Genomic DNA, 24,486 nt, shown 5'->3' with positions numbered 1-24,486 from the left:
GGGCGCGACACCTCCAGATGAGCACCGAACCGAACAAGAACCCGCTGGCGCACATCGTGGCGCTGGCCCGCGACACCGTTCCGCCGATGCACCCGGCCGGTCGGCCGTTCGTCATCGGCGCCGCCGTCGCCACGTTGCTGCTGCGCCGCCGCTGGCGCCCCGCCGGAGTCCTCGGCGCGGTGCTGACCGCCTGGTGCGCGTGGTTCTTCCGCGAGCCCGCCCGCGCCACGCCGACCCGCGAGGGCCTGGCCGTGGCACCGGCCGACGGGACCGTCTCGCACGTCGAGTCGGCCGTCCCGCCGCCGGAGCTCGAGCTCGGCAACGAGCCGATGACCCGGATCAGCGCCTTCCTGACGATCTTCGACGTGCACGTTCAGCGGGTCCCGCTGAACGGCAAGATCGACACCGTCGTCTACCGGCCGGGCAAGTTCCTCTCCGCCGACCTGGACAAGGCCAGCGAGGACAACGAGCGCAACTCGATGGTCATCCGCGGCGAGGACGGCACCCAGGTGGCGGTCGTGCAGATCGCCGGGATGGTGGCTCGCCGCATCGTCTGCGAGGTCGGCGAGGGCGACCTCGTGCGCGCGGGCAACACCTACGGGCTGATCCGGTTCGGCTCCCGCGTGGACCTCTACGTGCCCGCCGAGAGCAAGATCCTGGTCGACCCGGGACAGCGCACCATCGGCGGCGAGACCGCCCTGGCGGAACTGCCCCGGCGATGAGCGTGCGCACCACACCCGGCGTCCGGCTGCTGCCCAACGTCGTCACGGTCCTGGCCATGTGCGCCGGGCTCTCGGCGGTGCAGTTCGCGCTCGAAGCGAACCTGCCGGGAGCGATCGCCTCCGTCGCGGTGGCCGCGCTGCTCGACGGCCTGGACGGCCGGATAGCGCGGCTGCTGGACGCCACCTCCAAGATGGGCGCCGAGCTGGACTCGCTCGCCGACGCGATGTCCTTCGGCGTGGCCCCGGCGCTGACCCTCTACGCCTGGCACCTGCAGGACAACCGGCTCGGCTGGGTGATCGCGCTGCTGTTCGCGGTCAGCATGGTGCTGCGGCTCGCCCGGTTCAACACCCTGCTCGACGACGAGGACCAGCCGCCGTTCGCCAAGGAGTTCTTCGTCGGCGTGCCCGCTCCGGCGGCCGGCCTGCTGGCGCTGCTGCCGCTGACCGTGACCGCGCACTTCGAGCGCGAGGGCTGGTGGTCGCACCAGGCCGTGATCATGGTGTGGATGGTGCTCGTGGCCGCGCTGGCGGTCAGCCGGGTGCCGACCCTGTCGGTCAAGACCGTGAAGGTCCCGGCGCGCGCCGTCGCCCCGATGCTGGTGCTGGTGGCCCTGCTCGCCGCGGCGATCATCGTGTTCCCGCTGATCTCGCTGGCGATCGCGATGGTGCTGTACCTGCTGCACGTGCCCTACGCGGTGTACCGCTACAACTGGCTGGCCAAGCACCCGGAGGCGTGGAGCGCTCCGCCGCGCGAGCGGCGCGCCATCCGGCGGCGCTCGCGCAGGCGACTCGGACTGCGGCCACCGCGCAACATCGCGGGCGCGGCCCGGCGCGTCCGGCTGCCGGGCAGGACCACTGCTCCGCGCGGGCCGCGCCGGTCCTGGCGACGGCTGGAGCTGCGGCGCAACCGCCACGACGACTGATCACCGATTCGCGGGGCGTTCCTGTCCAGGAGCGCCCCGCTTTTTCGTGTCCCGAGCCGGAATTGCGCCTAGGGTTCGGGGCGTGACTTCAATCGAGTTGACCGCCCGGGTGTCCGGTTCCGCGCGCGATTCCCGCCGCGGCGTGGTTCGCCTGCACCCCGAGGTGCTGGACGCGCTGGAGCTGAGCGCGTGGAGCGCCGTCCGGCTCACCGGAGCGCGCGAAACGGTCGCGCTGGCCGCCGCCGCGGACGCCGCCGGCCCGACCGGGGTGGTCTACGTCGACGACATCGCGCTGATGAACCTGGGCATGACCGAGGGCGCCGAGATCGTGGTCGCCCCGGTGGCGGTCGAGGTGGCCCGCCAGGTCACCGTCAGCGGGTCCCGGATGGCCGAGGCCACGGTCTCGCCGGAGACCGTCCGCATGGCCCTCACCGGCAAGGTCTTCACCGCGGGTGACACGGTCTCGCTGCTCCCCCAGGACGTCTCGCCGCGCACCGCCACCAACGCCGCCGAGGTGCGCAGGAAGATGTCCACCTCGATCGGCACGACCTGGACCAACGAACTCGTCACCATCACCTCGACGTCACCCGACACCCCGACCACGGTCCACCCCACCACAACGATCACCTGGAGAACCCCCGCAGGCTCCCCCGGCTCCACCGGATCCACCCCCGGCCCCGCGGTCCCCCCGGAACCTTCCGGCTCCGCACCTGCGGGACACCGAATTCCAGGGAATTCGGGGACTCCCTCAGGGGCGGGTGACACTCGGGTGGAGGAATCGAATGTCGTGGGGGTTGAGGATCTGATCGGGGCCGAGACGACCGCGCGGCGACTCGGGGAGTGGTTGCGGCTGGCCTTCGAGCAGCCCGAGCTGCTTCGCAGGCTCGGGGCGGACTCGCGGCTGGGAGTGCTGGTGAGCGGACCGCCCGGGGTCGGCAAGGCGACCTTGGTGCGGGCGGTGGGCGCCGACGTCGGGGCCGAGGTCGTGGAGGTCTCCGCCTCCGGGATCGCCGCGCTGGAGGCGCGCTCGGCGGCCGACCGGCTGCGGGCGGCCATCGAGCGCGCCACCTCGGCTTCCGGTGACCGGATCCTGCTGCTCACCGACGTCGAAGCACTGCTGCCGGAGAGCGAGCCGCCGCCGCTGGCGACGGTGGCGCTGGACGCGATCCGCGGTGCGCTGGAGCACGACCGGCTCGCCGTGGTGGTGACGAGCTCCCGGCCGCAATCGGTGGATCCGCGGCTGCGCGAACCCGGCATGGTCGACCGGGAGATCACCATCGGACTGCCCGACGACAGCACGCGCGCCGAGCTGCTCACCATGCTGCTGCGGCACGCACCCCTGGAAGACGACGTGCGTCCGTCCGAGGTCGCCAAGCGCACACCGGGTTTCGTGGTCGCCGACCTGCTCGCGCTGTGCCGGGAGGCCGCCGTGGGCGCCGCGCTGCGGCACCGCGAGGACCCCGCCGAGGCGCGCATCCGCGAGCAGGACCTGCTGGACGCGCTCACCTCGGTGCGCCCGATCTCGATGTCCACTTCGGACAACTTGCAGACCGGCGGCCTGACCCTCGACGAGGTCGGGGACATGACCGAGGTCAAGCAGGCGCTGACCGAGACGGTGCTGTGGCCGCTGCAGTACCCGGACTCGTTCACCCGCCTCGGCATCGAACCGCCGCGCGGCGTCCTGCTCTACGGCCCGCCCGGCTGCGGCAAGACGTTCCTGGTCCGCGCCCTCGCGGGCAGCGGCAGGCTCAACGTGCTCACCGTCAAGGGCGCGGAGCTGATGGACAAGTGGGTCGGCGAGTCCGAACGCGCGGTCCGCGAGCTGTTCCTGCGCGCCCGCGGCGCCACGCCCGCGCTGATCTTCCTGGACGAGGTCGACGCGCTCGCGCCGCGGCGCGGCCAGTCCGGCGATTCCGGCGTGTCCGACCGGGTCGTGGCCGCCTTGCTGACCGAACTGGACGGTGCCGAGCCGATGCGCGATGTGGTCGTTCTCGCCGCCACCAACCGCCCGGAGCTCATCGACCCGGCTCTGCTGCGCCCCGGCCGGTTCGATCGCCTCGTCTACGTCCCGCCGCCCGACGCCGAAGCGCGCCGGGAGATCCTCGCCGCAGCGGCCAAGAACACGCCGCTGTCCGAGGAGGTGGACCTGTTCGCGGTCGCCGAGGAGCTGGACGGATATTCGGCGGCCGACTGCTCGGCGCTCATCCGCGAGGCCGCGCTGGCCGCCATGCGCGAGTCGCTCACCGCCGCCGAGGTCACGGCGGCACACCTGGCGGCGGCCCGCCAAGCGGTGCGCCCCTCGCTGGACCGCGCGCAGCTGGAGGCGCTTGCCGCGTACGCGGAGAACCAGCAGCGCTGACCCGAAACTTTCAGGCGCACGACACCCGTTTCCGCGCGATCATCACCTTGACGACCGGGTGCCGGAATCGCATGCTTGCTCGAGGGGCTGGCAGATGCGAAGAGGCATGTGGCACAAATCCTTGAAAGTTTCGGTAGCCCTGGTGGCGCCCGTGGCGCTGGCAGTGGGCCTGCTGGGACCTGCCGCCGCGGCCGAACCCCCGGAGCCCGGCGGACGTTCCGCCTTCGACGACTCCTACGACGGCTCGCAGATGTGGCTGAACTACGTCCGCGTCGGCGACGACGGACTGCGCGGGCAGTACGCGCGCCGGGCACGAGCGGTCGTGGTGCAGAACGCCGACGCCGACGAGTCCTACCGGCACACCCCCGACCTGCGGATGGAGCCGGGTTCCGAGGAGCGCCTGGCCACCTCCACCCTCGGGGCCGCGCGTGCCGAGCTCACCCGCGGGTTCACCGGTCTGCTCGGCGAAGAGGTCGCGGCGCAACCGGTTCGGGGTTCGCAGGCCCCGGACGGCGCGGTGGTGGTCGGCACCCCGGAAAGCTCGGAGATCGTGCGCGCGCACGCCGGCGATCTCTCCGGTCTGGCCGACGACGGCTACCGGATCCGCACGGTGCGCGACGGCGGAACCGCCTTCACCGTGGTGGCCGCCAAGACCGACATCGGCGCCCTCTACGGCAGCTACGCGCTGCTGCGGCGGATGCAGACGCACGAGTCCATCAACCACCTCGACATCGACCAGTCGCCGAAGATCGACCGCAGGCACCTCAACTACTGGGAGACCACCCGCCTGTACGCGGGCAACGACGCCGACGGCACCGGCGGGCTGAACGGCGAGAGCGGCACCATCTTCAACTTCGAGGCCACCGGAGCCAGCGCCGACCGCAATCTGCCGGTCATCCTGGACCGCTACATCGTGATGGCCCGCGCGCTGGCCTCGGTCGGCATCACCGGGATCACCATCAACAACGTCAACGCCGAGGCGAAGTACCTGACGCCGGAGTACATCGAGCAGGAGGCCGCGCTCGCCGACGCGCTGCGCCCCTACGGCATCGAGCTCGCGCTGTCGATCCGCTACGACGCCCCGACCGACGAGCGCTTCGCCCCGGACACGCTCACCGAGGACCAGCTCGACCCGACCCGGCAGCCCTTCCGCGACTGGTGGCACCGGCACGCCCGCCAGGTCAAGCAGGCCATTCCCGACCTGCAGGGATTCACGGTCAAGGCGAACTCCGAGGGCGAACCCGGACCGCAGGACTTCGGGCACGACCACGGCGACGGCGCCAACGGCATCGCAGCGGCCGTGGAACCCCTCGGCATGACGGTGGACTGGCGCACGTTCCTCTACGACCCGGACGTGGACAACGACCGGCTCAAGCGGGCGTACCTGGAGTTCAACCCGATCGACGACGAACCCCAGCCGGACGGCACCGAGGGCCGGTTCGCCGACAACGTGTTCCTGCAGACCAAGAACGGCCCGCTGGACTTCCAGGCCCGCGAACCGCTCAACCCGATGTTCGGGCGGATGGACAACACCAAGCAGGCCATGGAACTGCAGATCACCCAGGAGTACACCGGCCAGAGCACGATGCTGGACTACCTCGCACCGATGTGGCAGGAAGTCCTGCGCACCGACACCCACGCCACCGACGTTCCTCCGGACAAGCGCCTGGCGGGCAACATCGTGGACGGAAGTGCTTACGGCGGCAGGGAATCCTCGATCGTCGGCGTGGCCAACCTGGGCAACGCGGACAATCTGACCGGGCACCACTTCTCCCAGTCCAACCTGTTCGCCTTCGGCAGGCTGGCTTGGGACTGGGAACAGGACTCGCGCCAGATCGCCGCCGACTGGACCCGGATGACCTGGAGCAACGATCAGCACGTCGTGGACACCGTCGTGCGGATGATGATGGGCTCCAACGAAGCCCTGGTGGACTACCAGACCCCGCTGGGCGTGGCGCACCAGTTCACCGAGGACCAGCACTACGACCCGAACCCGTCGCAGTTCGTGCAGAAGGACGACTGGAGTCCGCGCTACTACAACAAGGCCGACACCGCGGGACTGGGCTACGACCGCTCGCCCTCCGGCAGCGACTTCACCTCGCAGTACTTCCCCGCCCTGGCGCAGCGCTACGGGAACCTGGAGAGCACGCCGGAGAAGCTGCTGATGTGGTTCCACCACGTGCCGTGGGATCACGTGATGGACAACGGAAAACCGTTCTGGCGCGAGCTCGTCCACCGGTACCAGCGCGGCGTGCAGTACGTGACGTGGATGCGCGAGGCCTGGGACGGGCTCGAACCGCACCTGGACGCCCGGCGGTTCCAGGAGGTCTCGGCCAAGCTCGCCGAGCACGAGGCCGACGCGGCCAACTGGCGCGACACCTGCGTGGCCTACTGGCAGGAGTTCAGCGAACAGCCGATCCCGACCGACGACGGGCTCACCTCGGCGTCCATCACGGTCGGCGGCACCACCTTCGACGGCTTCGACCTGTCCCGGGAGTCCTACCGGATCCCGGTTCCCGCAGGCGGTTCGCCGGAGATCACCGAGGTGCGCACCGCCGATCCGCGAGCGCGAGCCGAGATCGTCTCGCAGGCGGGCGGAACCCCGGGCACCGCGGTGGTCAAGGTCCGCTCCGAGGCGCCCTACGGCCCGGTGGTGAAGAACTACCGGTTCGAGATGGTGACGGACACGACGCTGCGGAGCCTGTCCGTCAACGGCGAGCCCCTGGAGTCCTTCGATCCGCGGCGGCTGGACTACAACGCCGTGCTGCCCGCGGGCAGCGGACCGGCCACTGTGGACGCCACGGCCACCGACCCGGCCGCGACCGTCCACGTCGAACAGGCCGACAACGCGACCGGACGGGCGAAGGTCGTGGTGTCCAATCAGGACACCACCGCCACCTACGCGGTCCGGCTTTCCACCGCGATCAACGGCAGCGACGAGTTCACCGGTGAGGTGCTCGGCGAGCAGTGGAACTGGGTGCGCGAGGACGCCGCGAACTGGCGCGTCGGCGACGGAGCTCTCTCGATCACCTCGCAGCGCGGCGACCTGCAGGCGGACGACAACACGGCGAAGAACCTGGCGCTGCAGGAGGTCAACGGCGACTGGTCCGCCGAGACCAGGGTGAGCTTCTCCCGCCCGATCGAGCGGGAGAACGAGCAGGCCGGGCTGCTCGCCTACGCCGACGACGACAACTACGTCAAGCTCGCCTGGGAAATGGCCGACGTCGGCGCGGAGATCAACGAGCGCAGGCTGGTGCTGCTCAGCGAGCGCGATGGCGAGGTCAGCACGCAGGAGATCACCGGGGCCAACGCGCAGCGCCTGCTCGACGGCGGGGCGTTGTGGCTGCGCCTGACCAAGACCGGGGACGCCTACCGGGCGTACTACTCCACCGACGGCGAGACCTACCGGTTCTTCGGCCCGGCGACGATGGACCGGAATCCCACCGGGGCGGGCCTGATGGCCTTCAACCGGGCGGGAGAGTCGACCGACCTCGCGGCCTCGTTCGGCCACTTCCGCATCCGCAGCGAGGGCGAGGAGGTCCCGGCCGCCTGAGGGACCGGCAGCCCCTGCCAGAACGGCCCGCAGCGATCGGCGGAGCGCTGCGGGCCGTTCTCCGCGAGACCGCCCATCGGCTCACTTGACCTCGGACGGTCCCTTGTAGTCATTGGTGACGATCGCGACGATGCCGTCTTCGAAGTGCTCGATCTGCGGGATGCGCGGTTCGGCGCGCGCGCCGAAGTAGGCGGCGACCTCCTTGGCCAGCTTCTCCTCGCCGGTGCCCGCGCGGTAGTAGAACGTGGTGGTGGGAATCCTGCTCAGCGCGTAGTTGCCCTCCTCGGGCACCCGGTAGCCGGAGCGCTTGAAGTCCTGGGCCGCGCGGTGCGCCAGGCCGCTGATGGTGCTGTTGTTGAACACCCGCACCACGATCTGCCGGTCCGAGGTCCCCCTGCCGGGAACCTGCTGCTCCGTCGTCGGCGGCTGCGTCGGCTTCTCGGTGCTGGACCGCGGCGGGGGCGTCACCTCCGGCGGTGGCGGCGGCGCGGGAACCGAGGTCTGCGGCGGCTGCTGCGTCGGACTCTGCGGCGCCGGAGTCCCCACCTGCGACGTCTCCGGGGACGGAGCCGCGGCCGTCGACCCCGGGCCGTCGGACCACAGCGTGACCGCGCCGATCCCGGCCGCCACGACGCCAACCCCGATCAGCCCGAAGCCGAGCAGCTTTACCCGGCCGGGCCCGCCGGACGGTTCCCCAACACTCATCAGTGCAACTCGATTCCCAGTCGTTGAGCGGCCCGCGCGCGCTGCCGTGCCGCCCTGGCCTTGCGCAATCTCTTGATCAGCATAGGGTCCGCCCGCAGCGCGGCCGGAGAGTCCAGCAGGGTGTTGAGCAACTGGTAGTAGCGCGAAGCCGACATGTCGAACAATTCGCGAATGGCCGCGTCCTTCTTGCCCGAGCGCTTCCACCACTGCGCTTCGAAGGCGAGGATCCCGCGCTCCCGGTCGGTGAGCTCCCGGCGGGAACCGGGCTCGGGCGCGGGACGCGGCTCGGGCGGTGGCTCCGTGATCCGCTCGATCGGCTGAGTGATCGGCTCGGCCAGGCGCAACCGCCGGCGGTCCGGAGCCTGCACGGGTTGCGAGCGCGCCAGCTGCTCGCACTGACGAGCGATCTCCTGCGCGGTCAGCATCTGAGCGGCGTCCATAAGCTCCTCGCGCGGTCGCCGGAATCACACGACTGTCATTCCGCCCCAATTACACCATGCCCGCCCCCGTCGGGTGAGCTGATCACGCCACGGAGCCACAGGCAAGCACCCGACGCGCCCGATCGGCCAACCGATAAAGTCCAACGCATGGCAGTTCACCCGATCCGCGTGTACGGGGACCCCGTGCTGCACCAGCCGACCCGCCCGGTGGAGAAGTTCGACGACGAGCTCAAGACCCTCGTCGACGACATGTTCGAGACCATGGCCGCGGCCAACGGGGTCGGGCTCGCGGCCAACCAGATCGGCGTCGATCTGCGGTTGTTCGTCTACGACTGCCCCGACGACGAGGGCGTCCAGCATCGCGGTCTGGTGATCAATCCCGAGCTGACCACCTCCGAGGTCCCGGAGACCATGCCGGACCCGGACGACGATCAGGAGGGCTGCCTGTCGGTGCCCGGCGAGTCCTACCCGACCGGCCGCGCGAGCTGGGCGAAGGTCACCGGGTCCGATGTGGACGGCAACCCGACCGAGGTGGAGGGGACCGGATTCTTTGCCCGGTGCCTGCAGCACGAGACCGATCACCTGAACGGGTTCGTCTACCTGGACCGGCTGATCGGCCGGAACACCCGGGCCGCCAAGAAGATGATCAAGCGCAACGGCTGGGGCGTTCCCGGCCTGAGCTGGGACCCGGCCGTCGAGGACGACCCGTTCGGCGAGGAATGACCTCCTGAGGAGTTTCAGCTCGCGGCTCGCGTGGCGATGCGGGCGACGGAACCTCGGGACCGCTCGCCACACCTGCGGCGGGCCGTTCGCCGCGTACTGCCATCCGGGGGAGCGGGGTTTGCAACACCCCCGAACCGGCCTTAGGGTCGCCGACGCAAACACAAATCCGCGGGAGCCCGCACCGACAACGGGCTGAGAGGGCGGCTGGAGAACTCCGGGGCCGCCGACCGCAGAACCTGACCGGGTAATGCCGGCGTAGGGAGTGAACGGCGTGGCCGACGTGTATCCGAACCCGTCCGGAATCACCACCGGAGCGATCAACGGATCTCGAAAAGTCTTCAGCAGCACCGAATCCGGGCTGCACGTGCCGTTCCGCCGCATCGAGCTGACCAACGGTGAGCACCTCGACGTCTACGACACGTCGGGGCCTTACACCGATGAGACCGCCACTGTCGACGTGCACAGCGGTCTGGCTCCGAAGCGAGCGGGATGGAGCGACGGGCGAGAGCACCGCACACAGCTGGAGTGGGCCAGGGCGGGCGCGATCACCCGCGAGATGGAATACATCGCCGAACGCGAGGGCATGTCGGCAGAGATGGTGCGCGAGGAGGTCGCCTCCGGGCGCGCGGTGATCCCGGCCAACCGCTGCCACCCGGAGAGCGAGCCGATGATCATCGGCAAGAACTTCCTGGTCAAGGTCAACGCCAACATCGGCAACTCCGCGGTGACCTCCTCGGTCGAGGAGGAGGTGGAGAAGATGGTGTGGGCGACCCGCTGGGGCGCCGACACCGTGATGGACCTGTCCACCGGCAAGCGCATCCACGAGACCCGCGAGCGCATCCTGCGCAACTCGCCGGTGCCGATCGGTACCGTGCCGATCTACCAGGCGCTGGAGAAGGTCGACGGCGATCCGGCCTCGCTGACCTGGGAGATCTACCGGGACACCGTCATCGAGCAGTGCGAGCAGGGCGTGGACTACATGACCGTGCACGCCGGCGTGCTGCTGCGCTACGTGCCGCTGACCGCCCAGCGGGTCACCGGCATCGTCTCCCGCGGCGGGTCGATCATGGCCGCCTGGTGCCTGGCGCACCACCAGGAGAGCTTCCTGTACACCCACTACAGCGAGCTCTGCGAGATCCTGCGCTCCTACGACGTGACGTTCTCGCTGGGTGACGGGCTCCGGCCGGGCTCGATCGCCGACGCCAACGACCGCGCCCAGTTCGCCGAGCTGGAGACGCTCGGCGAGCTCACGCACATCGCCCGCGAACAGGGCGTGCAGGTGATGATCGAGGGCCCCGGTCACGTGCCGATGCACAAGATCGCGGAGAACGTGCGGCTCGAGGAGGAGCTGTGCGGTGAGGCGCCGTTCTACACGCTCGGGCCGCTGACCACCGACGTCGCACCGGCCTACGACCACATCACCTCGGGCATCGGTGCGGCGATGATCGCGCAGGCCGGCACCGCGATGCTCTGCTACGTCACGCCCAAGGAACACCTGGGACTGCCGAACCGGGACGACGTGAAGACCGGCGTGATCACCTACAAGATCGCCGCGCACGCGGGCGACCTCGCCAAGGGGCACCCGCGCGCCCAGGAGCGCGACGACGCGCTGTCCAAGGCGCGCTTCGAGTTCCGCTGGACCGACCAGTTCAACCTGTCGCTGGACCCGGACACCGCCAAGGCCTTCCACGACGAGACGCTGCCCGCCGAACCCGCCAAGACGGCGCACTTCTGCTCCATGTGCGGGCCGAAGTTCTGCTCGATGAAGATCACCCAGGACGTCCGAAAGTTCGCCGAGGAACGTGGCCTGACCAGCGTGGAAGCCATCGAGGAGGGAATGCGGGAGAAGTCCGAGGAGTTCACCCGCAACGGTGGCGAGGTCTACCTCCCGATGGCGGCCGACTAGGCGCGGGAGCCTCGAACCCGGGTCCGCTCGACGGGAGCGGACCCGGGTAGCCGCGACAGTTCTGCCTAGAACCGTGAAGCACCGGCGCCCGAAATGTCGGCACAGTTTTAGGAGTCCTTGCAGAATGCGGCGGAGCCGCATGCGGTGCGGGACTCAGCTCGCGCCGCGGCGGGTTCTCAGACGCCGTCGGGCGAGGACAGCCGCGACGCCGCGTAGGCCGCTACTCAAGGAGCGGATCCCGCAGCCCGGCGGCGTCTGAGTTTCCGCTCCCGGCACCGCCACGCAAACCCCAAACTGAAATGTCCTCTTAGGCAAAGCTGTCAACCGATCGGCGGGACGTAGCATTCGGGGGATGCGAGAAAGCACCGCTCCGCCCACCGCGCTGACCATCGCCGGGTCGGACTCCGGCGGTAGCGCCGGGATGCACGCCGACCTGCGGACCTTCTTCGCCTGCGGAGTGCACGGCATGACCGCGGTGACGGCCGTGACCGTGCAGAACACCACGGGCGTCACCGGCGTGGTGGAGGTACCGCCGGAGACCGTTGCCGCGCAGATCGACGCGGTGGCCTCCGACATCGGCGTGGGCGCGGCCAAGACCGGCATGCTCGCCTCCGCGGCAACGATCGACGCGATGCTCGAGGCCTGCGACCGGCACGGCATCGGGCGCGGTGGCAGCACGCCGTTCGTGGTCGACCCGGTCGCCGCCGCGCGCAGCGGCGAGCCGCTGCTGCATCCCGACGCGCTGGACGCGCTGCGCCGCCGGGCGTTCCCGCGCGCCACGCTGGCCACCCCGAACCTCGACGAGGTGCGGCTGCTGACCGGCATCGACGCGCGCTCCCGCGACGACCTGCTGGACGCCGCCAAGGCGATCCACGACTTCGGCCCGGAGTGGGTGCTGATCAAGAGCGGCCACCTGCCGGACGACCCGGAGTGCGTGGACTTGCTCTTCGACGGCGAGTCCGCGCTCGAACTGCCCGGCCCGCGCTACTCCACCGAGCACACCCACGGCGCGGGTGACGTGTTCGCCTCGGCGATCACCTCGGCGCTGGCCAAGGGCGCCTCGATGCCGGACGCGGTGCGCTCCGGCAAGCGGTTCGTCACCCGCAGCGTCTCCGATGCCTACTCGCTGGGCTCCGGCGTCGGCCCGGTGTCCACCTTCTGGCGGATCAGTCCACGCTCGTACTGACCGAAGTCGCCGCCCAATAGTGTGATCGTAATCAGGTTTCCGTAACCCTATCGGTGCGGTTCATCGACAAAGAGTCGTAGAGGCGCGTAAGTCCCGGCACGTGGGTGCGCGCGAGCGATGACAGGGGTTTGAAACGGCGTGGTCAATTCGGTGATGACTTGGGCCAGGGGATGGCTGACCAACGAGGCCGGGGTCCCGGATCCTCGACAACGGCAGTACGCCGTCCTGGTGTTGATCACCGTTGTCGCGGGCACCGTTCTCGGCTGGTTCTTCGAGCTGCACGCCCCGGCTCTGATCGCCGGGTTGACCGCGGTGCTCGCGCTGACCGCGACCAGCGGCCAGTCGCTGCAGTCGGACCTGCACCGGTTCATGTGGTTCGGGCCCGCAGTGGTGCTGATGATGGCGGTCGGGCCGATGCTGACCCGGGTTCCACTGCTGGCGGGCGCCGCGGTGGCGCTGGTCGTGTTCGGCACCGGGATGCTGCCCGCGCTCGGCGAGCACTACCGCGTCGGCGGACAGGTCCTCGCCGCGGCCACGCTGGTGTCCACCACGACCGGGATCGGCATCCACGAGCCCTTCCCGCTGCTGCTCGCGGCTGCCGTGATCGGCGGCCTGTTCGCGCTGCTGCTGCGGATGCTGATGGGACTGTCCGACCCGGGCCGCGCCACCCGCCAAGCCGTCGCGGGCACGCTGCTGCAGCCCGGTCCGGGCGTGCTGGAGTCCGCGGCTTCCGCGTGGCGCGCCGACGGCTCGGCGAAGTGGCTCGGTGAGGTGCTGGCAGGCGCGGCCCGGTTCCGCGCCGCCCGGGAGACGCTGCTGGCGCAGGCGCAGCAGAGCGACCGCACCGAGGCCGAACGGCTCCGCGCGATCGTCGCCGAGGCAGACGCGGTGGCCGCCGAACTGGCCCGCGCGGTGCGCGCCCGCGCGTGCACCGGGCTGCCGATGGTCGCTCGCCGCGATCCGGCCGAGGCGGTCGTCGCCCGCGGCGGGCGGCAGGACCTCCCGGACGCCGCGCGCGGGCTCAACCAGGGCCTCGATCGCATCCGGGGCGCGGTGGTGCACCGGGACGAGGACGCGGTGCCGCCGCCGGACGGCGGGCAGCGCAAGGAGCGGTTGATCGCGGCCGTTCGCGCCCACCTGTCCTTCCGCTCATCGCTGTTCCGGCACGCGCTGCGCTGCACCCTCGCGGTGGCGGTCGGCATGGTGATCGTGCTGCTGCTGCGCGACCCGTCCGCGTCGAGCCTGCTGCTCGCGCTGTACGTGGTGCTGGCGCCCGCGGCCCGGGACAGCATGACCGGCGCGCTGGAGCGCACCGGTGGCGCGGTGCTCGGCGTGACCGCGCTGGCGCTGGTGATCACCCTGGTGCCGTTCACCCACCTGCTGATCCCGGTGGTGATCGTCGGAATGCTGCTGAACATGCCGAAGCTGCGTGCCGAGCTGCAGGCGGTGCTCGGCTGCCTGATCGTGATCACCGTGATCGACCAGGCCCTCGTGCTGGATCGACCGCTGGTCAACGTGGGCATCAGCTTCGCGGCCAACACCGCGGTCGGCGCGGCGATCGCGCTGTGCGTGGGCTACGTGAGCTACCTGGTGCTGCCCAGCAGCATCCTGCCCGACGTGCGCGGGTCCGTGCGCTCGACGGTCTGGGCGGTCTCCGAGCTGATGCGCAGCGTCCGCGCCTCCGGTCAGGGCGCCGACCTGCCCGCGGCCCTGCAGGCCGCCGACGTCCTGGCGCTGCGTCGCACCCAGGACCTGCTGGGGATGCCCGCGCTGCTGGACGGGACCGGCGAGGAGACCGACGACGACCGCGCCACCCGCAACGCCGCGATCGCCCTCGACGCGCTCCGCCAGGACGTGTCGACCCTCGCCTTCCGGCCCGCCGCGGAGCGCATGGTCGCGGTTCCCGCGCTCCGCGCGGTGGACGACCTGCTGGGCGGCAAGCCCACGGCCAAGATCCCGGACATCCCCACCGGCAGTGCCGTGGCCTCCGAGCTGCTGGCCAGCTCGCTGGTCGAGAACGCGCTGCACGCCCGCCAGGCCATCGACGAAGCGTTCGGCCTGACCAACCCGTGGAAGAGCTACACGATCACGTTCCTGCGCCCGGAACGCCTGCACATCCGCTGATCCGGGGCGAGCGGTCCACGACGACCGGCCGGGCGGAACACTCCTTCCGCCCGGCCGGTTCCGGCTGAGCCCGCCGGTTGCTCAGCCCATCGGTTTGCCCGGGCTGGAGGCCTGCGCCCAGAACCGCTGCGGGATCCGCCCGGCCTGGGAGGCGAGGCGGCCGCCCTCGACGGCCGAGCGCATCGCGATCGCCATCCGCTCCGGATCCTGGGCCCTGGTGACCGCAGTCGCCAGCAGCACCGCCGAACATCCGAGCTCCATCGCCAGCGCCGCGTCGGAGGCGGTGCCGATGCCCGCGTCGAGGATGATCGGCACCGACGCCCGGGAGACGATCATCTCGATGTTGTGCGGGTTGCGGATGCCCAGGCCGGTGCCGATCGGCGAGCCGAGCGGCATGACCGCCGCGCAGCCGACCTCTTCGAGCTTGAGAGCCAGCACCGGGTCGTCGTTGGTGTAGGCGAGCACGACGAAGCCCTGGTCGACGAGCTGTTCGGCGGCGTCGAGCAGCTCGACCGGGTCCGGCAGCAGCGTGTCCTCGTCGGCGACGACCTCGAGCTTGATCCAGTTGGTCTCCAGCGCCTCCCTGGCCAGCTGCGCGGTCAGCACCGCTTCGGCGGCGGTGCGGCAGCCCGCGGTGTTCGGCAGCGCCTCGATGCCGTGCCTGCGCAGCAGGTCGAACACGCCCGTACCGCCTTCGGCGTCGACGCGGCGCATGGCCACCGTGGTCAGCTCGGTACCGGAGGCGATCAGCGCGCGCTCCAGGATCGAGAGGTTGGCGGCCCCTCCGGTCCCGGTGATCAGTCGCGAACCGAACTCGCGGTCGGCGATCACCAGTGGGTCGTCCATGTTCACCCTCCTTGGACTGCGGTGAGGACCTCGATGGTGGCTCCGGGGCGCAGCGCGGTGTCCGGCCACGACGCGCGCGGCACGACCGCGCCGTCCACGGCCACCGCGACCCCGCGTTCGGCGACGCCGAAGTCCTGCAGCACCGACGCGAGCGTGGCGTCGGCGGCGACCTCCCTGGCGTCGCCGTTGATGACGACGTTCACTGCTGTCCTCCGAATCGGCTCGGATCGGTTGCCTTGATCAGCGGTTCCGGTTCTTCGCCGCGCAGCATCGCCAGCACGGCGTCCACCGTGACCGGGGTGAGCAGGAAACCTCCGCGGTGGTGGCCGGTCGCGGCCAGCACTCCGGGCTCCAGGCTGCCGATGATCGGCAGGTTGTCCTCGGTGCTGGGCCGCAGCCCCGCGGTGGCCTCGACCAGCTGGTACTCCGCGATCCCCGGCATCACCGCTTCGGCGTCGGCGAGCAGGTCGCGGACCCCGCCGACGGTGACCTCGGTGTCGAAGCCGACCTCGTACTGGGTGGCCCCGAGCACCAGTCCCCCGTCATCGCGCGGAACCAGGTAGGCCGGTCGGCCGTGCACCGGACCGCGCACGGTCCTGGTCGGCGGCGGCAGCGCCGTGGCGCGCCTGCACAGCCGCAGGATCTCGCCCTTGACCGGGCGGATTCGATCGCCCAGCGCGGGATGCAGCGGACCGGAGTGCGCGCCCGCGGAGATCACCGCGACATCGCAGTCCACGGTGGTTCCTTCGAGCTCGACCGCGCCCGGCCGCACGCGCGTGGCCCTGGCCGGGACGAGCTCCACGCCGGCGGCGGTGGCCGCCGCGCACAACGCGTCCAGCGCGACCCGGTTGTCCACCGCGAGATCGCCGGGCACGTCGAGACCCCCGCGCACCGCGGGGCCCAGCGACGGCTCCAGCTTGCGCACCTGGCGGCCGGTCAGCCGGTTCACGCTGCGGCCCAGGTCGGACAGGTGGCCCGCGACGTTGTCCAGCTCCGCGCGGTCGGCGGTGTCCACCCCGACCATCAAGGTGCCTTCGCGACGCAGCCCGGAGCTGCGCCCGGCGGCGCGGGCCAGCTCGTCGGCGAACTCCGGCCAGCGGTTCAACGACGTCGACCCCAGCTCCAGGAGTTCTTCCTCGCCCGGCCAGGCCTCGGCCAGCGGCGCCAGCATCCCGCCCGCCACGTGCGAGGCGCCGGACGCGGGCTCCGGGTCGATCAGCCGCACCCGATATCCGGCCGCGGCGGCCCGCCAAGCGATGGACAGGCCGATGACTCCCCCGCCCACCACGGCGACGTGCTCAATACGCTGTTCAGACACTCCACGCTCCCTGCGCCGGCATGACCCGGTTCAGGTTCGACGGTCGGGGCCTGCGCCCCCTCTCAGCCCGGTAGCCGGGCTCCCGTGCTCACCGCCGTCCACGGTACCCGCCCGCAGATCACCCGTCACCGAGCAGCCTGTTTCCCCGCTCACTCCGGCCGGAGCGCGCCTGCGACGCGCTGGGGGTCGCTGAGCCGGAAGCCACCGGCGCGGAAGGCTAGGGTTGGGGCATGCCTGGAATGGATGGGTTTGGAATCCGGAGCCGGCTCGCCGAGGCTCGGGTGTACTTGTGCACCGACGCGCGCGCCGAGCGCGGTGACCTGGCGGAGTTCGCCGACGCGGCGCTCGCGGGCGGGGTGGACATCATCCAGTTGCGGGACAAGGGGCCGGAAGGGGCACCGCTGGAAGCCCGGCAGGAACTGGCCGCCCTCGAGGTGCTGGCCGATGCCTGCGTGCGGCACGGCGCGCTGCTGGCGGTCAACGACCGCGCGGACGTGGCGCTGGCCGCCGAAGCCGACGTGCTGCACCTCGGGCAGGACGACCTGCCCGTCGAGCAGGCCCGCAAGGTGGTCGGCGACGAGGTCGCGATCGGCCGCTCCACGCACGACGTCGTCCAGGCCGACGCGGCCGCTACCGAAGCGGGCGTGGACTACTTCTGCACCGGTCCGACCTGGACCACCCCCACCAAGCCCGGCCGCGAGGCCGCGGGCCTGGAGCTGGTGCGCCACGCGGCCGAGCACGCGGGCCACGGCCGCCCCTGGTTCGCCATCGGCGGCATCGACGCGACCAACCTGGACGAGGTCGTCGCCGCGGGCGCCGAGCGCGTCGTCGTCGTCCGCGCCATCACCGAGGCCGAGGACCCGCGCGCCGCCGCGGCAGCGCTGCGCGAACGCCTGCTCTGACCGCGAACGCGAGACGACCCCCGGAGCGAGGGCTCCGGGGGTCGTCTCGGACGGGTCGTCCGGTGCGGCGGGACCGCGCGGGTGGCCGCATCGGCGCCGCGGCCGGACTGCGTGCCGGGTTCGGTCAGTCCCGCACGACCACCGCGGGGACGGGACGCGTCACTGCGTCACGAGGCTGAGCCCGTAGGCGGAGAGTGCCTCGTTGACCGGCTGGAAGTAGGTGGTGCCGCCCCAGGTGCAGTCACCGGAACCACCCGAGGTCATGCCCTGGGCCTGGTTGCCCGAGATGAACGAGCCACCGGAGTCGCCCGGCTCGGCGCAGACGTCCGTCCGGGTCAGGCCGTAGACGGTGCCCTGGGAGTACCGCACGGTCTGGTTCTTGGCCTCGACCGTGCCGCAGTGCCACCCGGTGGTGGAGCCGGAGCGGCAGATCGACGCACCGACCGCGGCTTCGGAGGAACCGGTGACGGCCCGCTGGCCGCCGTAGGTGTTGACGTACGGCTGCGGGGTGTCGTCCGAGCCGGTCCGGACGTAGGAGTAGTCGTCGCCCGGGAAGGACGAGCCGGCGAAGGTGCCGCTCGGGCCGGAGGTGCTCGACCCGACGTCACCGCAGTGGCCCGCGCTCACGAACCCGTCGTTGACCGCGAAGCCGATGGAGCACCGGGCGCTGTTGTCGATGGTGTAGGCGTTGCCGCCGACGATGTCCGCGTAGGTCCGCGGCTGCGCGGCGGACTCGACGACATCGATCGCCGCGGCGGCACCGTTGGCCTCGGCGAACCGGGTCGCCTCGGGCGCGGAACCCGGCTTGACGGTCACGACCACCGCGTTCTGCTGCGGATCGACGTGCCAGCCGGTCACCGCCTCGGGAGCCTGCTCCTGCGCGGCGTTGAGCCGCTCCACGATCCCGTTGAGGCGGTCTTCGGAGAAGGTGACCCGCTCGGCGCGGGCACCGGCGGCGCGGACCTCGTCGGCCTTGGCCGCATCGGTCACGCCGACGACGAGCTCACCGGTCGCCTGGTCGATGTAGGACCCGCCGTAGGCGCCTGCGAGCTCGTTCTCGAGGTTCTGCGAGGTGCGCGACGCCGCGTTGTCCCTGGCGATGCGCTCCTGCGCCTGTTCCTTGGTCAGGCCCATGTCGCGCTGCATCGCGCCCAACATGGTGTCCGGCTGTTCGTGGGATTGCTGGGCGGCAGTGGCCGGCATGGTCAGGGCCACGACCGTTCCTGCGGTGGCGAGCACGGTTCCGGCCATACGAGCCGCGAATCTGCTTGTCATCTGGCATCTCCCTAAGATGTGACCTGGATCTCTAGATCCCGTCGCCGATCCAGTATCGAAATCCCTCTGGGAAAAACCATCCAACATTCAGCCCAATATGCCCGAAACGTCCCCGAAAACTTCACGTTTACCGGGAAATTCGGTGGCTGTTCACAATTTTCGCCAGATATATTCCGGCGCGATGGGCCCGCGCCGGAAACCGCCTCAGTCCGGCGGGTTGAGCCGCGCGACGAACTTGTAGCGATCACCGCGGTAGATCGATCGCACCCATTCCACGGGATTTCCCTCGGCGTCGAAGGAGTGCCGGGACAGCAGCAGCATCGGCAGACCCACGTCGGCGCCGAGCAGCTCGGCTTCCTCCGGACTGGCCAGCGCGGTCTCGATGGTCTCCTCGGCGTGCCCGAGCTGGAGGTCGTAGCCCTCCCGCAGCACCTCGTACAGCGAACCGCCGGACTCCAGCTTCGCGGTGAGCCCGCGGAAGCGCCCCAGCGGCAGGTGGGTGGTCTCGATGGCCATCGGCTCACCGTCGGCCAGCCGCAACCTGCGCAGCCGCAGCACGGCCGAACCGGCCTTGGTGCCCAGCAGCACCGCGAGCTCCTCGTCGGCGGCCTCCTCGACGACGGCGAGCAGTCGCGAGGCGGGCTGGCGGCCCTGGGCGCGCATGTCCTCGGTGTAGCTGCTCAGCTGCAGGCGCTGGGCGACCTTGGGCTTGGCCACGAAGGTCCCCTTGCCCTGCACCCGCAGCAGCCTGCCCTCGACGGTCAGCTCGGCCAGCGCCTGGCGCACCGTGGTGCGGGAGACGTCGAACTCGGAGGCGAGCGAGCGCTCGGTCGGGATCGGGGTTCCTGGCGGCATCGACCGCAGGAGGTCGAGCAGGTGCTGCTTGAGCCCCCAGTACTTCGGCTCTCGAGGCGCACGCCCCTGCGAGTCCGTACCGCCGCCGGGCGCGGTCGTGTCGAGCATCCGTTCCTCCTGCCGCCGCAACCTGCGAACGCCGATCGTGCCGCCTGCCCTGAGGCGACATGCCGCCTGGCCGCCGAGCATGCCCGAAGGCGTCCGCCGGACCAACGCCCCGGGTCGCCGACGCTCGGTGATCACGTCAGTCTCCGATGTGCGTGCACACTAGCGCCACTTGCACTTGACGCAGGGTGTCGCGCACCACAATTTTGCCGGTATTCCCTCGAACCCGGGGCGTGGGCGTTGTTGAACTCGAGGAGAGCGCAGCGCGCGCACCCGTAGGATTGGTCTGAACCTCTACGGAGAAGGGACACCCATGCCCGCTGGCAAGCACATGACCGACGAGATCGACCAGCAACCCGCGATCTTCGCGGACCTGCTGGCCGCGCAGCACGAGATCGCCGAGGTGGCCGGCGTCATCGCCCGGCGGAAGCCGCGCTTCGCGCTGCTCGCGGCCCGCGGTTCCAGCGACCACGCGGCGCTGTACGCGAAGTACCTGATCGAGGTACTGCTGGAGCTGCCGGTGGGACTGGTCTCGCCCTCGACCACCACGCTCTACGGCGCGCGGCCCGACCTCACCGACGTGCTGCTGATCTCGGTCAGCCAGAGCGGCGGCTCCCCCGACCTGCTGCGCGTCACCGAGTCCGGCCGCGAGCGCGGCGCGCTGACCGCGGCGATCACCAACAACACCTCCTCGCCGCTGGCCGAGGCCGCCGAGCTGTCGCTAGGCATCCGGGCCGGGCAGGAGCAGGCGGTGGCCGCGACCAAGACCTACAGCGCCACGCTGCTGACGCTGTACCTGCTGGTCGACGCGATCCGCGGCGGGGACGGGACGCGGGCCAGGGCGCTGCCGGAGCTGGCCACCGCGGCGCTGTCCGAGCGCGGCGCGGTGGACGAGGCGGTGCAGCGCTACCGGTTCGCCGATCGGATGGTCACCACCGGGCGCGGTTACTCGCTGGCCACCGCGCAGGAGGCCGCGCTCAAGCTCGCCGAGACCAGCTACCTCTCCGCGCGCGCCTACAGCGGTGCCGACCTGCTGCACGGCCCGGTCGCGGCGGTCGACGAGGAAACCGCGGTGCTGGCGCTGAACAGCAACGGCCGAGGCGGCGAGTCCATCCGCGAGGTGCTCGACGTAGTGCACGCGCGCGGCGCCGACATCTGCGCGATCGGATCGGGCGCCGCGCACTCGGCCGCCGCCCACCGCATTCCGCTGCCCGACTGCGCCGAGGAGGTCAGCCCGGTCCTGGAAGTCCTGCCGGTCCAGCAGCTGGCCCTGGGACTGGCGCTGGCCCGGGGCTTCGACCCGGACTCGCCGCGCGGGCTGAACAAGGTCACCAAGACCACGTAGGGCGTGTTCGGGAAGTGCTTTGCTCGGCGGGCAGCAGAACCTGGTCGGCTCCGTGGCTCCGAGCGCCGCTCCTGATGTATGCCACCAGGAGCCGTGCGGCAACCCGGCGGAGGAGCTCGGGTCCGCCGCCCGCGGCCGCCGGGCGAAGCAGTTCCGACGAGAGCCCGGGAGCGGGCGCACCGGTCGAGCCGCTCCCGGGCAGGTCCTACCGCAGCCCGTAGACCTCGCGGGCCGTCGTGTCGAAGATGGCGCGGCGCTCGGGTTCGCTGAGCTGGTCGGTGAGCCGGCTCGCGATGTCCAGCACCTCGGCGTAGCCGGCGGCCAGCAGGCAGACCGGCCAGTCGGAGCCGAACATGATCCGGCGCGGCCCGAAGGCGTCGAGGACGACGTCGACGTAGCGGCGCAGGCGTTCCGCGTCCGGCTGGCTCGCCCAGTCGTCCTCGGTGACCAGTCCGGAGAGCTTGCACACCACGTTCGGATAGCTCGCCAGCGACCGGATCAGCCCGGCCCACGGTTCCAGCTCGCCGGTGGAGACCGCGGGTTTCGCGCAGTGGTCCAGCACGAAGGTCAGCTGCGGGAAGCGGCTGACCGCCTTGATCGCCGCGGGCAGCTGGTGCGGCCGGACCAGCAGCTCGTAGACCAGTCCGGCGTCCTCGACCGAGCCCAGCCCGGCCAGCACGTCGGAGCGGATCAGCCAGTCCGGGTCCGGCTCGTCCTCCACTTGGTGCCGGACGCCGCGCAACCGGCCGCCCGAGGGGTGCGCCTGCAACCTGCCGAGCTGTTCGCGGGTGTCGCGGGCGGTGAGGTCCACCCAGCCGACGACGGCCGCGATCTGGTCGACGGTTTCGGCGAGCACGAGCATTTCCGGTGTTTCGTCCGGATCGGCGGCGGTCTGCACCAGCACGGTGCTGTCCACCGAGGTGCCCTTGAGCGCGGCGTGCAGGTCCGGCGGCAGGAAGTCGCGGCGCAGCGGGTCCTTCCCGGGGCCGCTCATCCAAACCCGGTCGCGGACATCGAGATCCCAGAGGTGGTGGTGGCTGTCCACGGTCATCGAGCACCACCATCCGCATCGGACCGAGTGGGTGCTGCTTGCTGGTGGTCCATGTCCCCCGTCTCCCGACCTGTTGATGCCGTCCGATGTATAGCCCCTCGGCGCACCGAAAACCAAGCCCGGTGACCACTTCACGTCGGATGGCGAGGTCACACCACCGCCGCCCGGGTACAAATGGCACATGCGCGACGAAGCAGCCGGGCTGGTGCTCGGGTTGGACGTGGGCGGCACCAGCAGCCGGGCCCTGGTCGGCGACCTCGGCGGCCGGGTGCTGGGCAGCGGCGAATCCGGCGGCGGAAATCCGAATTCCGTGCCGCCCGGCGAAGCCGTGGCCCGGATGACCGAGGCCGCCCGCGAGGCGCTGGGCGAACTCGACCCGGCCGCGGTTCGCGGCTGCGTGGTCGGGATGGCCGGGATCACCAAGCTGTCCGATCCGCGGTTCCGCGAGCTGTTCTCCGCCGAGTGGGCGCGCTTGGGCCTGCGCTGCGAGGTCGAAGCGGTGGGCGATGGCGACGTGTCGTTCGCGGCGGGCACTCACGAATCCGGCGGCGTGGTGCTGATCGCCGGGACGGGAGCGATCGCCGCGAAGGTCCGCGAGCACCGCGCCATCGCGAACGCGGGCGGCTGGGGCTGGTTGCTCGGCGACGAAGGATCGGCGTACTGGCTGGGCCGCGAAGCCGTCCGCGCGACGCTGCGGGTGCTGGACAGCCGTTCAGCCGTGCGGGGATTGTCCGCCGCGGTGTGCGAGCACCTGGCCGCTCACGACCGCGACGCCTTGATCACCGCCGCGAACGCGCGGCCACCGGTGCACCTGGCCGAACTCGCACCGCTGGTCACCGAGTCCACCGGCGAGGAGGCAGCGGACATCGTGCGCCGGGCCGCGCGCCTGCTCGCCGACACGGCCGAAGCCGCGCACCCGGATGACGAGCCGATCGTCCTGGCAGGCGGCCTGCTGACACCGGACGGCCGAATCGGCGAGGCAGTGCGGGCCGAACTGCGCACCCGCGGCCACACCGACCTCCGGTCCGCGGGTCCGGGCGCAGCGGGCGCGGCCTGGCTGGCGGCTCAACCCCTCGCGCCCAACCCCGAAGCCCTGCACCACCGGTTCCTTGGCCGGTGACAGCCCTGCCTGAGGAGTTGTTTCCGTTTTGCCGCGTGCGTGGCGGTGCGGGTGGCGGGTTCTGACGCGCCGTGTGGCCGCGGGATCCGCTCCTTGAGCAGCCGTCGGACGGTTTTGGAGTCTTGAAACGCCCCGTGGGCAGAACTGCCACCGGTGAGGTGGGTCAGGTGAGGCCCGTTTCCGCCAGGGCGCCCCGGATCACCGAGAGTTCCGCTTCGTCCGCTTCGACCAGGGGCAAGCGGGGCGGGCCCACCTCGTGACCGAGGAGGTTCAGAGCGGCCTTGACCGGGATCGGGTTCGTGGTGACGCCCAGGGCGGAGTAGAGGGGCTTGAGCGAGGCGTCGATGTCCGCGCGGTTCTCCGGCTCCTCCACCATTCGCCGCATCTGCGGGCCGGCCAGGTGACTGGCCACCAGGATCCCGCCGCAGGCGCCGAGGTCCAGGGCGGGCGCGAAGCCGTCGTCGTTGCCCGCGTAGAGGCCGAGGCCGTCGATCTGGGCGAGCGCGGCGTTGTCGGCCTGCTTGACGTAGTCCAGCCGCTCGACCTGCCCGAGCTCCGCGAGCAGCTCGTTGTCCAGCGACAGCCCGATCCGGGACGGCACGTTGTAGAGGATCACCGGCTTGTCGGTCGCCTTGGCGATCTCGCTGAAGTGCCGGACCAGGCCGCGCCGGTTCGGCTTGTTGTAGTAGGGCGTGACCGACAGGATCCCGTCCGCGCCGAGCGCGGTGGCGCGTTCGGTCATCTCAGCCGCGTGCGCGGTGTTGTTGGAACCGGTGGAGGCGATCACCGTGGCGCCGCTCGGGCGCTCGGCGCAGGCCAGCTCCACCAGCCGCAGGTGCTCGGCATCGGACAGAGTCGGCGCCTCACCGGTGGTTCCGCACACCACCACTCCGTCCGAACCGTTGGCCACCAGGTGCCGGAACAGATCGAGGAAGACGGCTTCGTCGACGCGGCCACGGTCATCGAAGGGGGTCACGATCGCGGTGATCACACTGCCGAAAGACATGGACAGATTGTGCGCCGCAGAT

The 24,486-nt window shown here is 71.1% G+C and carries 20 protein-coding genes and 1 riboswitch; of the genes, 11 read left to right on the top strand and 9 right to left on the bottom strand.

All coding sequences use genetic code 11. The features are described from left to right. Positions 1-17 precede the first annotated feature (17 nt). From ABD289_RS05955 to ABD289_RS05940, 4 genes are all read left to right on the top strand, one after another. On the top strand, positions 18-722 hold the full coding sequence (locus tag ABD289_RS05955; protein WP_344127435.1) for a phosphatidylserine decarboxylase: 705 nt from the start codon (positions 18-20) through the stop codon (positions 720-722). Continuing rightward, positions 719-1,645, top strand: coding sequence for a CDP-diacylglycerol--serine O-phosphatidyltransferase (gene pssA / locus ABD289_RS05950; protein ID WP_344127433.1), 927 nt, complete (start codon positions 719-721; stop codon positions 1,643-1,645). The genes ABD289_RS05955 and pssA overlap by 4 nt, the downstream gene beginning before the upstream one ends. An 82-nt stretch (positions 1,646-1,727) precedes the next feature. Continuing rightward, entirely contained in the window at positions 1,728-4,004 is a 2,277-nt protein-coding gene (locus ABD289_RS05945) for an AAA family ATPase (RefSeq protein WP_344127431.1), read from the top strand. A 151-nt stretch (positions 4,005-4,155) separates the two neighbouring features. Then, complete coding sequence (locus ABD289_RS05940) at positions 4,156-7,557, top strand: alpha-glucuronidase family glycosyl hydrolase (protein WP_344127429.1); 3,402 nt, start codon at positions 4,156-4,158, stop codon at positions 7,555-7,557. Positions 7,558-7,638: 81 nt separating this feature from the next. On the opposite strand, the gene ABD289_RS05935 is transcribed toward ABD289_RS05940, so the two are convergent. Both ABD289_RS05935 and ABD289_RS05930 read right to left on the bottom strand, forming a co-directional pair. Further along, positions 7,639-8,262, bottom strand: a complete 624-nt coding sequence (locus ABD289_RS05935) for a LytR C-terminal domain-containing protein (RefSeq protein ID WP_344127427.1) — start codon at positions 8,260-8,262, stop codon at positions 7,639-7,641. Beyond that, the gene (locus ABD289_RS05930; RefSeq protein ID WP_344128075.1) at positions 8,262-8,567 is read right to left on the bottom strand and encodes a DUF3263 domain-containing protein; all 306 of its coding nucleotides are present in this window, start codon (positions 8,565-8,567) and stop codon (positions 8,262-8,264) included. The genes ABD289_RS05935 and ABD289_RS05930 overlap by 1 nt, the downstream gene beginning before the upstream one ends. Positions 8,568-8,849: 282 nt before the next feature. On the opposite strand from ABD289_RS05930, the gene ABD289_RS05925 reads away from it, so the two are divergent. The 4 genes from ABD289_RS05925 (at position 8,850) to ABD289_RS05910 (ending at position 14,641) form a co-directional block, all read left to right on the top strand. After that, positions 8,850-9,425 carry a peptide deformylase gene (locus ABD289_RS05925; RefSeq protein WP_344127425.1) on the top strand — a complete coding sequence of 192 codons (576 nt, stop codon included), beginning with the start codon at positions 8,850-8,852 and terminating at the stop codon, positions 9,423-9,425. A 271-nt stretch (positions 9,426-9,696) separates the two neighbouring features. Then, a complete protein-coding gene (gene thiC, locus ABD289_RS05920; RefSeq protein WP_344127422.1) occupies positions 9,697-11,331 on the top strand; it encodes a phosphomethylpyrimidine synthase ThiC in 1,635 nt (544 codons plus the stop codon). A 352-nt stretch (positions 11,332-11,683) separates the two neighbouring features. Continuing rightward, entirely contained in the window at positions 11,684-12,517 is an 834-nt protein-coding gene (gene thiD / locus ABD289_RS05915; RefSeq protein WP_344127420.1) for a bifunctional hydroxymethylpyrimidine kinase/phosphomethylpyrimidine kinase, read from the top strand. Between the two features lie 138 nt (positions 12,518-12,655). After that, positions 12,656-14,641 carry an FUSC family protein gene (locus ABD289_RS05910; protein ID WP_344127417.1) on the top strand — a complete coding sequence of 662 codons (1,986 nt, stop codon included), beginning with the start codon at positions 12,656-12,658 and terminating at the stop codon, positions 14,639-14,641. A gap of 81 nt (positions 14,642-14,722) precedes the next feature. Here ABD289_RS05910 and thiG read toward each other — a convergent pair whose 3' ends face one another. The 3 genes from thiG to thiO all read right to left on the bottom strand — a co-directional run bounded on the left by thiG (position 14,723) and on the right by thiO (position 16,805). After that, positions 14,723-15,487: a thiazole synthase gene (gene thiG, locus ABD289_RS05905; RefSeq protein ID WP_344127415.1), complete on the bottom strand. Its 765-nt coding sequence runs from the start codon at positions 15,485-15,487 to the stop codon at positions 14,723-14,725. A gap of 2 nt (positions 15,488-15,489) precedes the next feature. Beyond that, on the bottom strand, positions 15,490-15,690 hold the full coding sequence (gene thiS / locus ABD289_RS05900; RefSeq protein ID WP_344127413.1) for a sulfur carrier protein ThiS: 201 nt from the start codon (positions 15,688-15,690) through the stop codon (positions 15,490-15,492). After that, positions 15,687-16,805 carry a glycine oxidase ThiO gene (gene thiO / locus ABD289_RS05895; RefSeq protein ID WP_344127411.1) on the bottom strand — a complete coding sequence of 373 codons (1,119 nt, stop codon included), beginning with the start codon at positions 16,803-16,805 and terminating at the stop codon, positions 15,687-15,689. Before thiO ends, thiS begins: the two co-directional genes overlap by 4 nt. Continuing rightward, positions 16,796-16,901, bottom strand: a riboswitch (TPP riboswitch). It overlaps the preceding gene by 10 nt. A gap of 134 nt (positions 16,902-17,035) precedes the next feature. Between thiO and thiE the strand changes: the two genes are divergently transcribed. Then, on the top strand, positions 17,036-17,707 hold the full coding sequence (thiE, locus tag ABD289_RS05890) for a thiamine phosphate synthase (RefSeq protein ID WP_344127409.1): 672 nt from the start codon (positions 17,036-17,038) through the stop codon (positions 17,705-17,707). Between the two features lie 159 nt (positions 17,708-17,866). On the opposite strand, the gene ABD289_RS05885 is transcribed toward thiE, so the two are convergent. Further along, positions 17,867-18,982, bottom strand: coding sequence for a S1 family peptidase (locus ABD289_RS05885; protein WP_344127407.1), 1,116 nt, complete (start codon positions 18,980-18,982; stop codon positions 17,867-17,869). A 204-nt stretch (positions 18,983-19,186) separates the two neighbouring features. Beyond that, positions 19,187-19,945, bottom strand: coding sequence for a GntR family transcriptional regulator (locus tag ABD289_RS05880; protein ID WP_344127405.1), 759 nt, complete (start codon positions 19,943-19,945; stop codon positions 19,187-19,189). A gap of 310 nt (positions 19,946-20,255) precedes the next feature. On the opposite strand from ABD289_RS05880, the gene ABD289_RS05875 reads away from it, so the two are divergent. After that, positions 20,256-21,287 (top strand): SIS domain-containing protein, encoded by a 1,032-nt coding sequence (locus ABD289_RS05875; RefSeq protein ID WP_344127403.1) that lies wholly within the window; start codon positions 20,256-20,258, stop codon positions 21,285-21,287. Between the two features lie 205 nt (positions 21,288-21,492). Here ABD289_RS05875 and ABD289_RS05870 read toward each other — a convergent pair whose 3' ends face one another. Further along, positions 21,493-22,338 carry an amidohydrolase family protein gene (locus ABD289_RS05870; RefSeq protein WP_344127401.1) on the bottom strand — a complete coding sequence of 282 codons (846 nt, stop codon included), beginning with the start codon at positions 22,336-22,338 and terminating at the stop codon, positions 21,493-21,495. A gap of 181 nt (positions 22,339-22,519) precedes the next feature. Between ABD289_RS05870 and ABD289_RS05865 the strand changes: the two genes are divergently transcribed. Then, on the top strand, positions 22,520-23,458 hold the full coding sequence (locus ABD289_RS05865; RefSeq protein ID WP_344127399.1) for an N-acetylglucosamine kinase: 939 nt from the start codon (positions 22,520-22,522) through the stop codon (positions 23,456-23,458). A gap of 163 nt (positions 23,459-23,621) precedes the next feature. On the opposite strand, the gene dapA is transcribed toward ABD289_RS05865, so the two are convergent. Next, on the bottom strand, positions 23,622-24,464 hold the full coding sequence (gene dapA, locus ABD289_RS05860) for a 4-hydroxy-tetrahydrodipicolinate synthase (protein ID WP_344127397.1): 843 nt from the start codon (positions 24,462-24,464) through the stop codon (positions 23,622-23,624). Positions 24,465-24,486: the final 22 nt, after the last annotated feature.

The organism is Saccharopolyspora halophila (genome assembly GCF_039531955.1).
In the GTDB taxonomy this organism is placed as follows: Bacteria; Actinomycetota; Actinomycetes; order Mycobacteriales; family Pseudonocardiaceae; genus Saccharopolyspora; species Saccharopolyspora halophila.
Note: the sequence above shows the minus strand (reverse complement) of the source record. Positions and strands in the feature narration are given on the sequence as shown.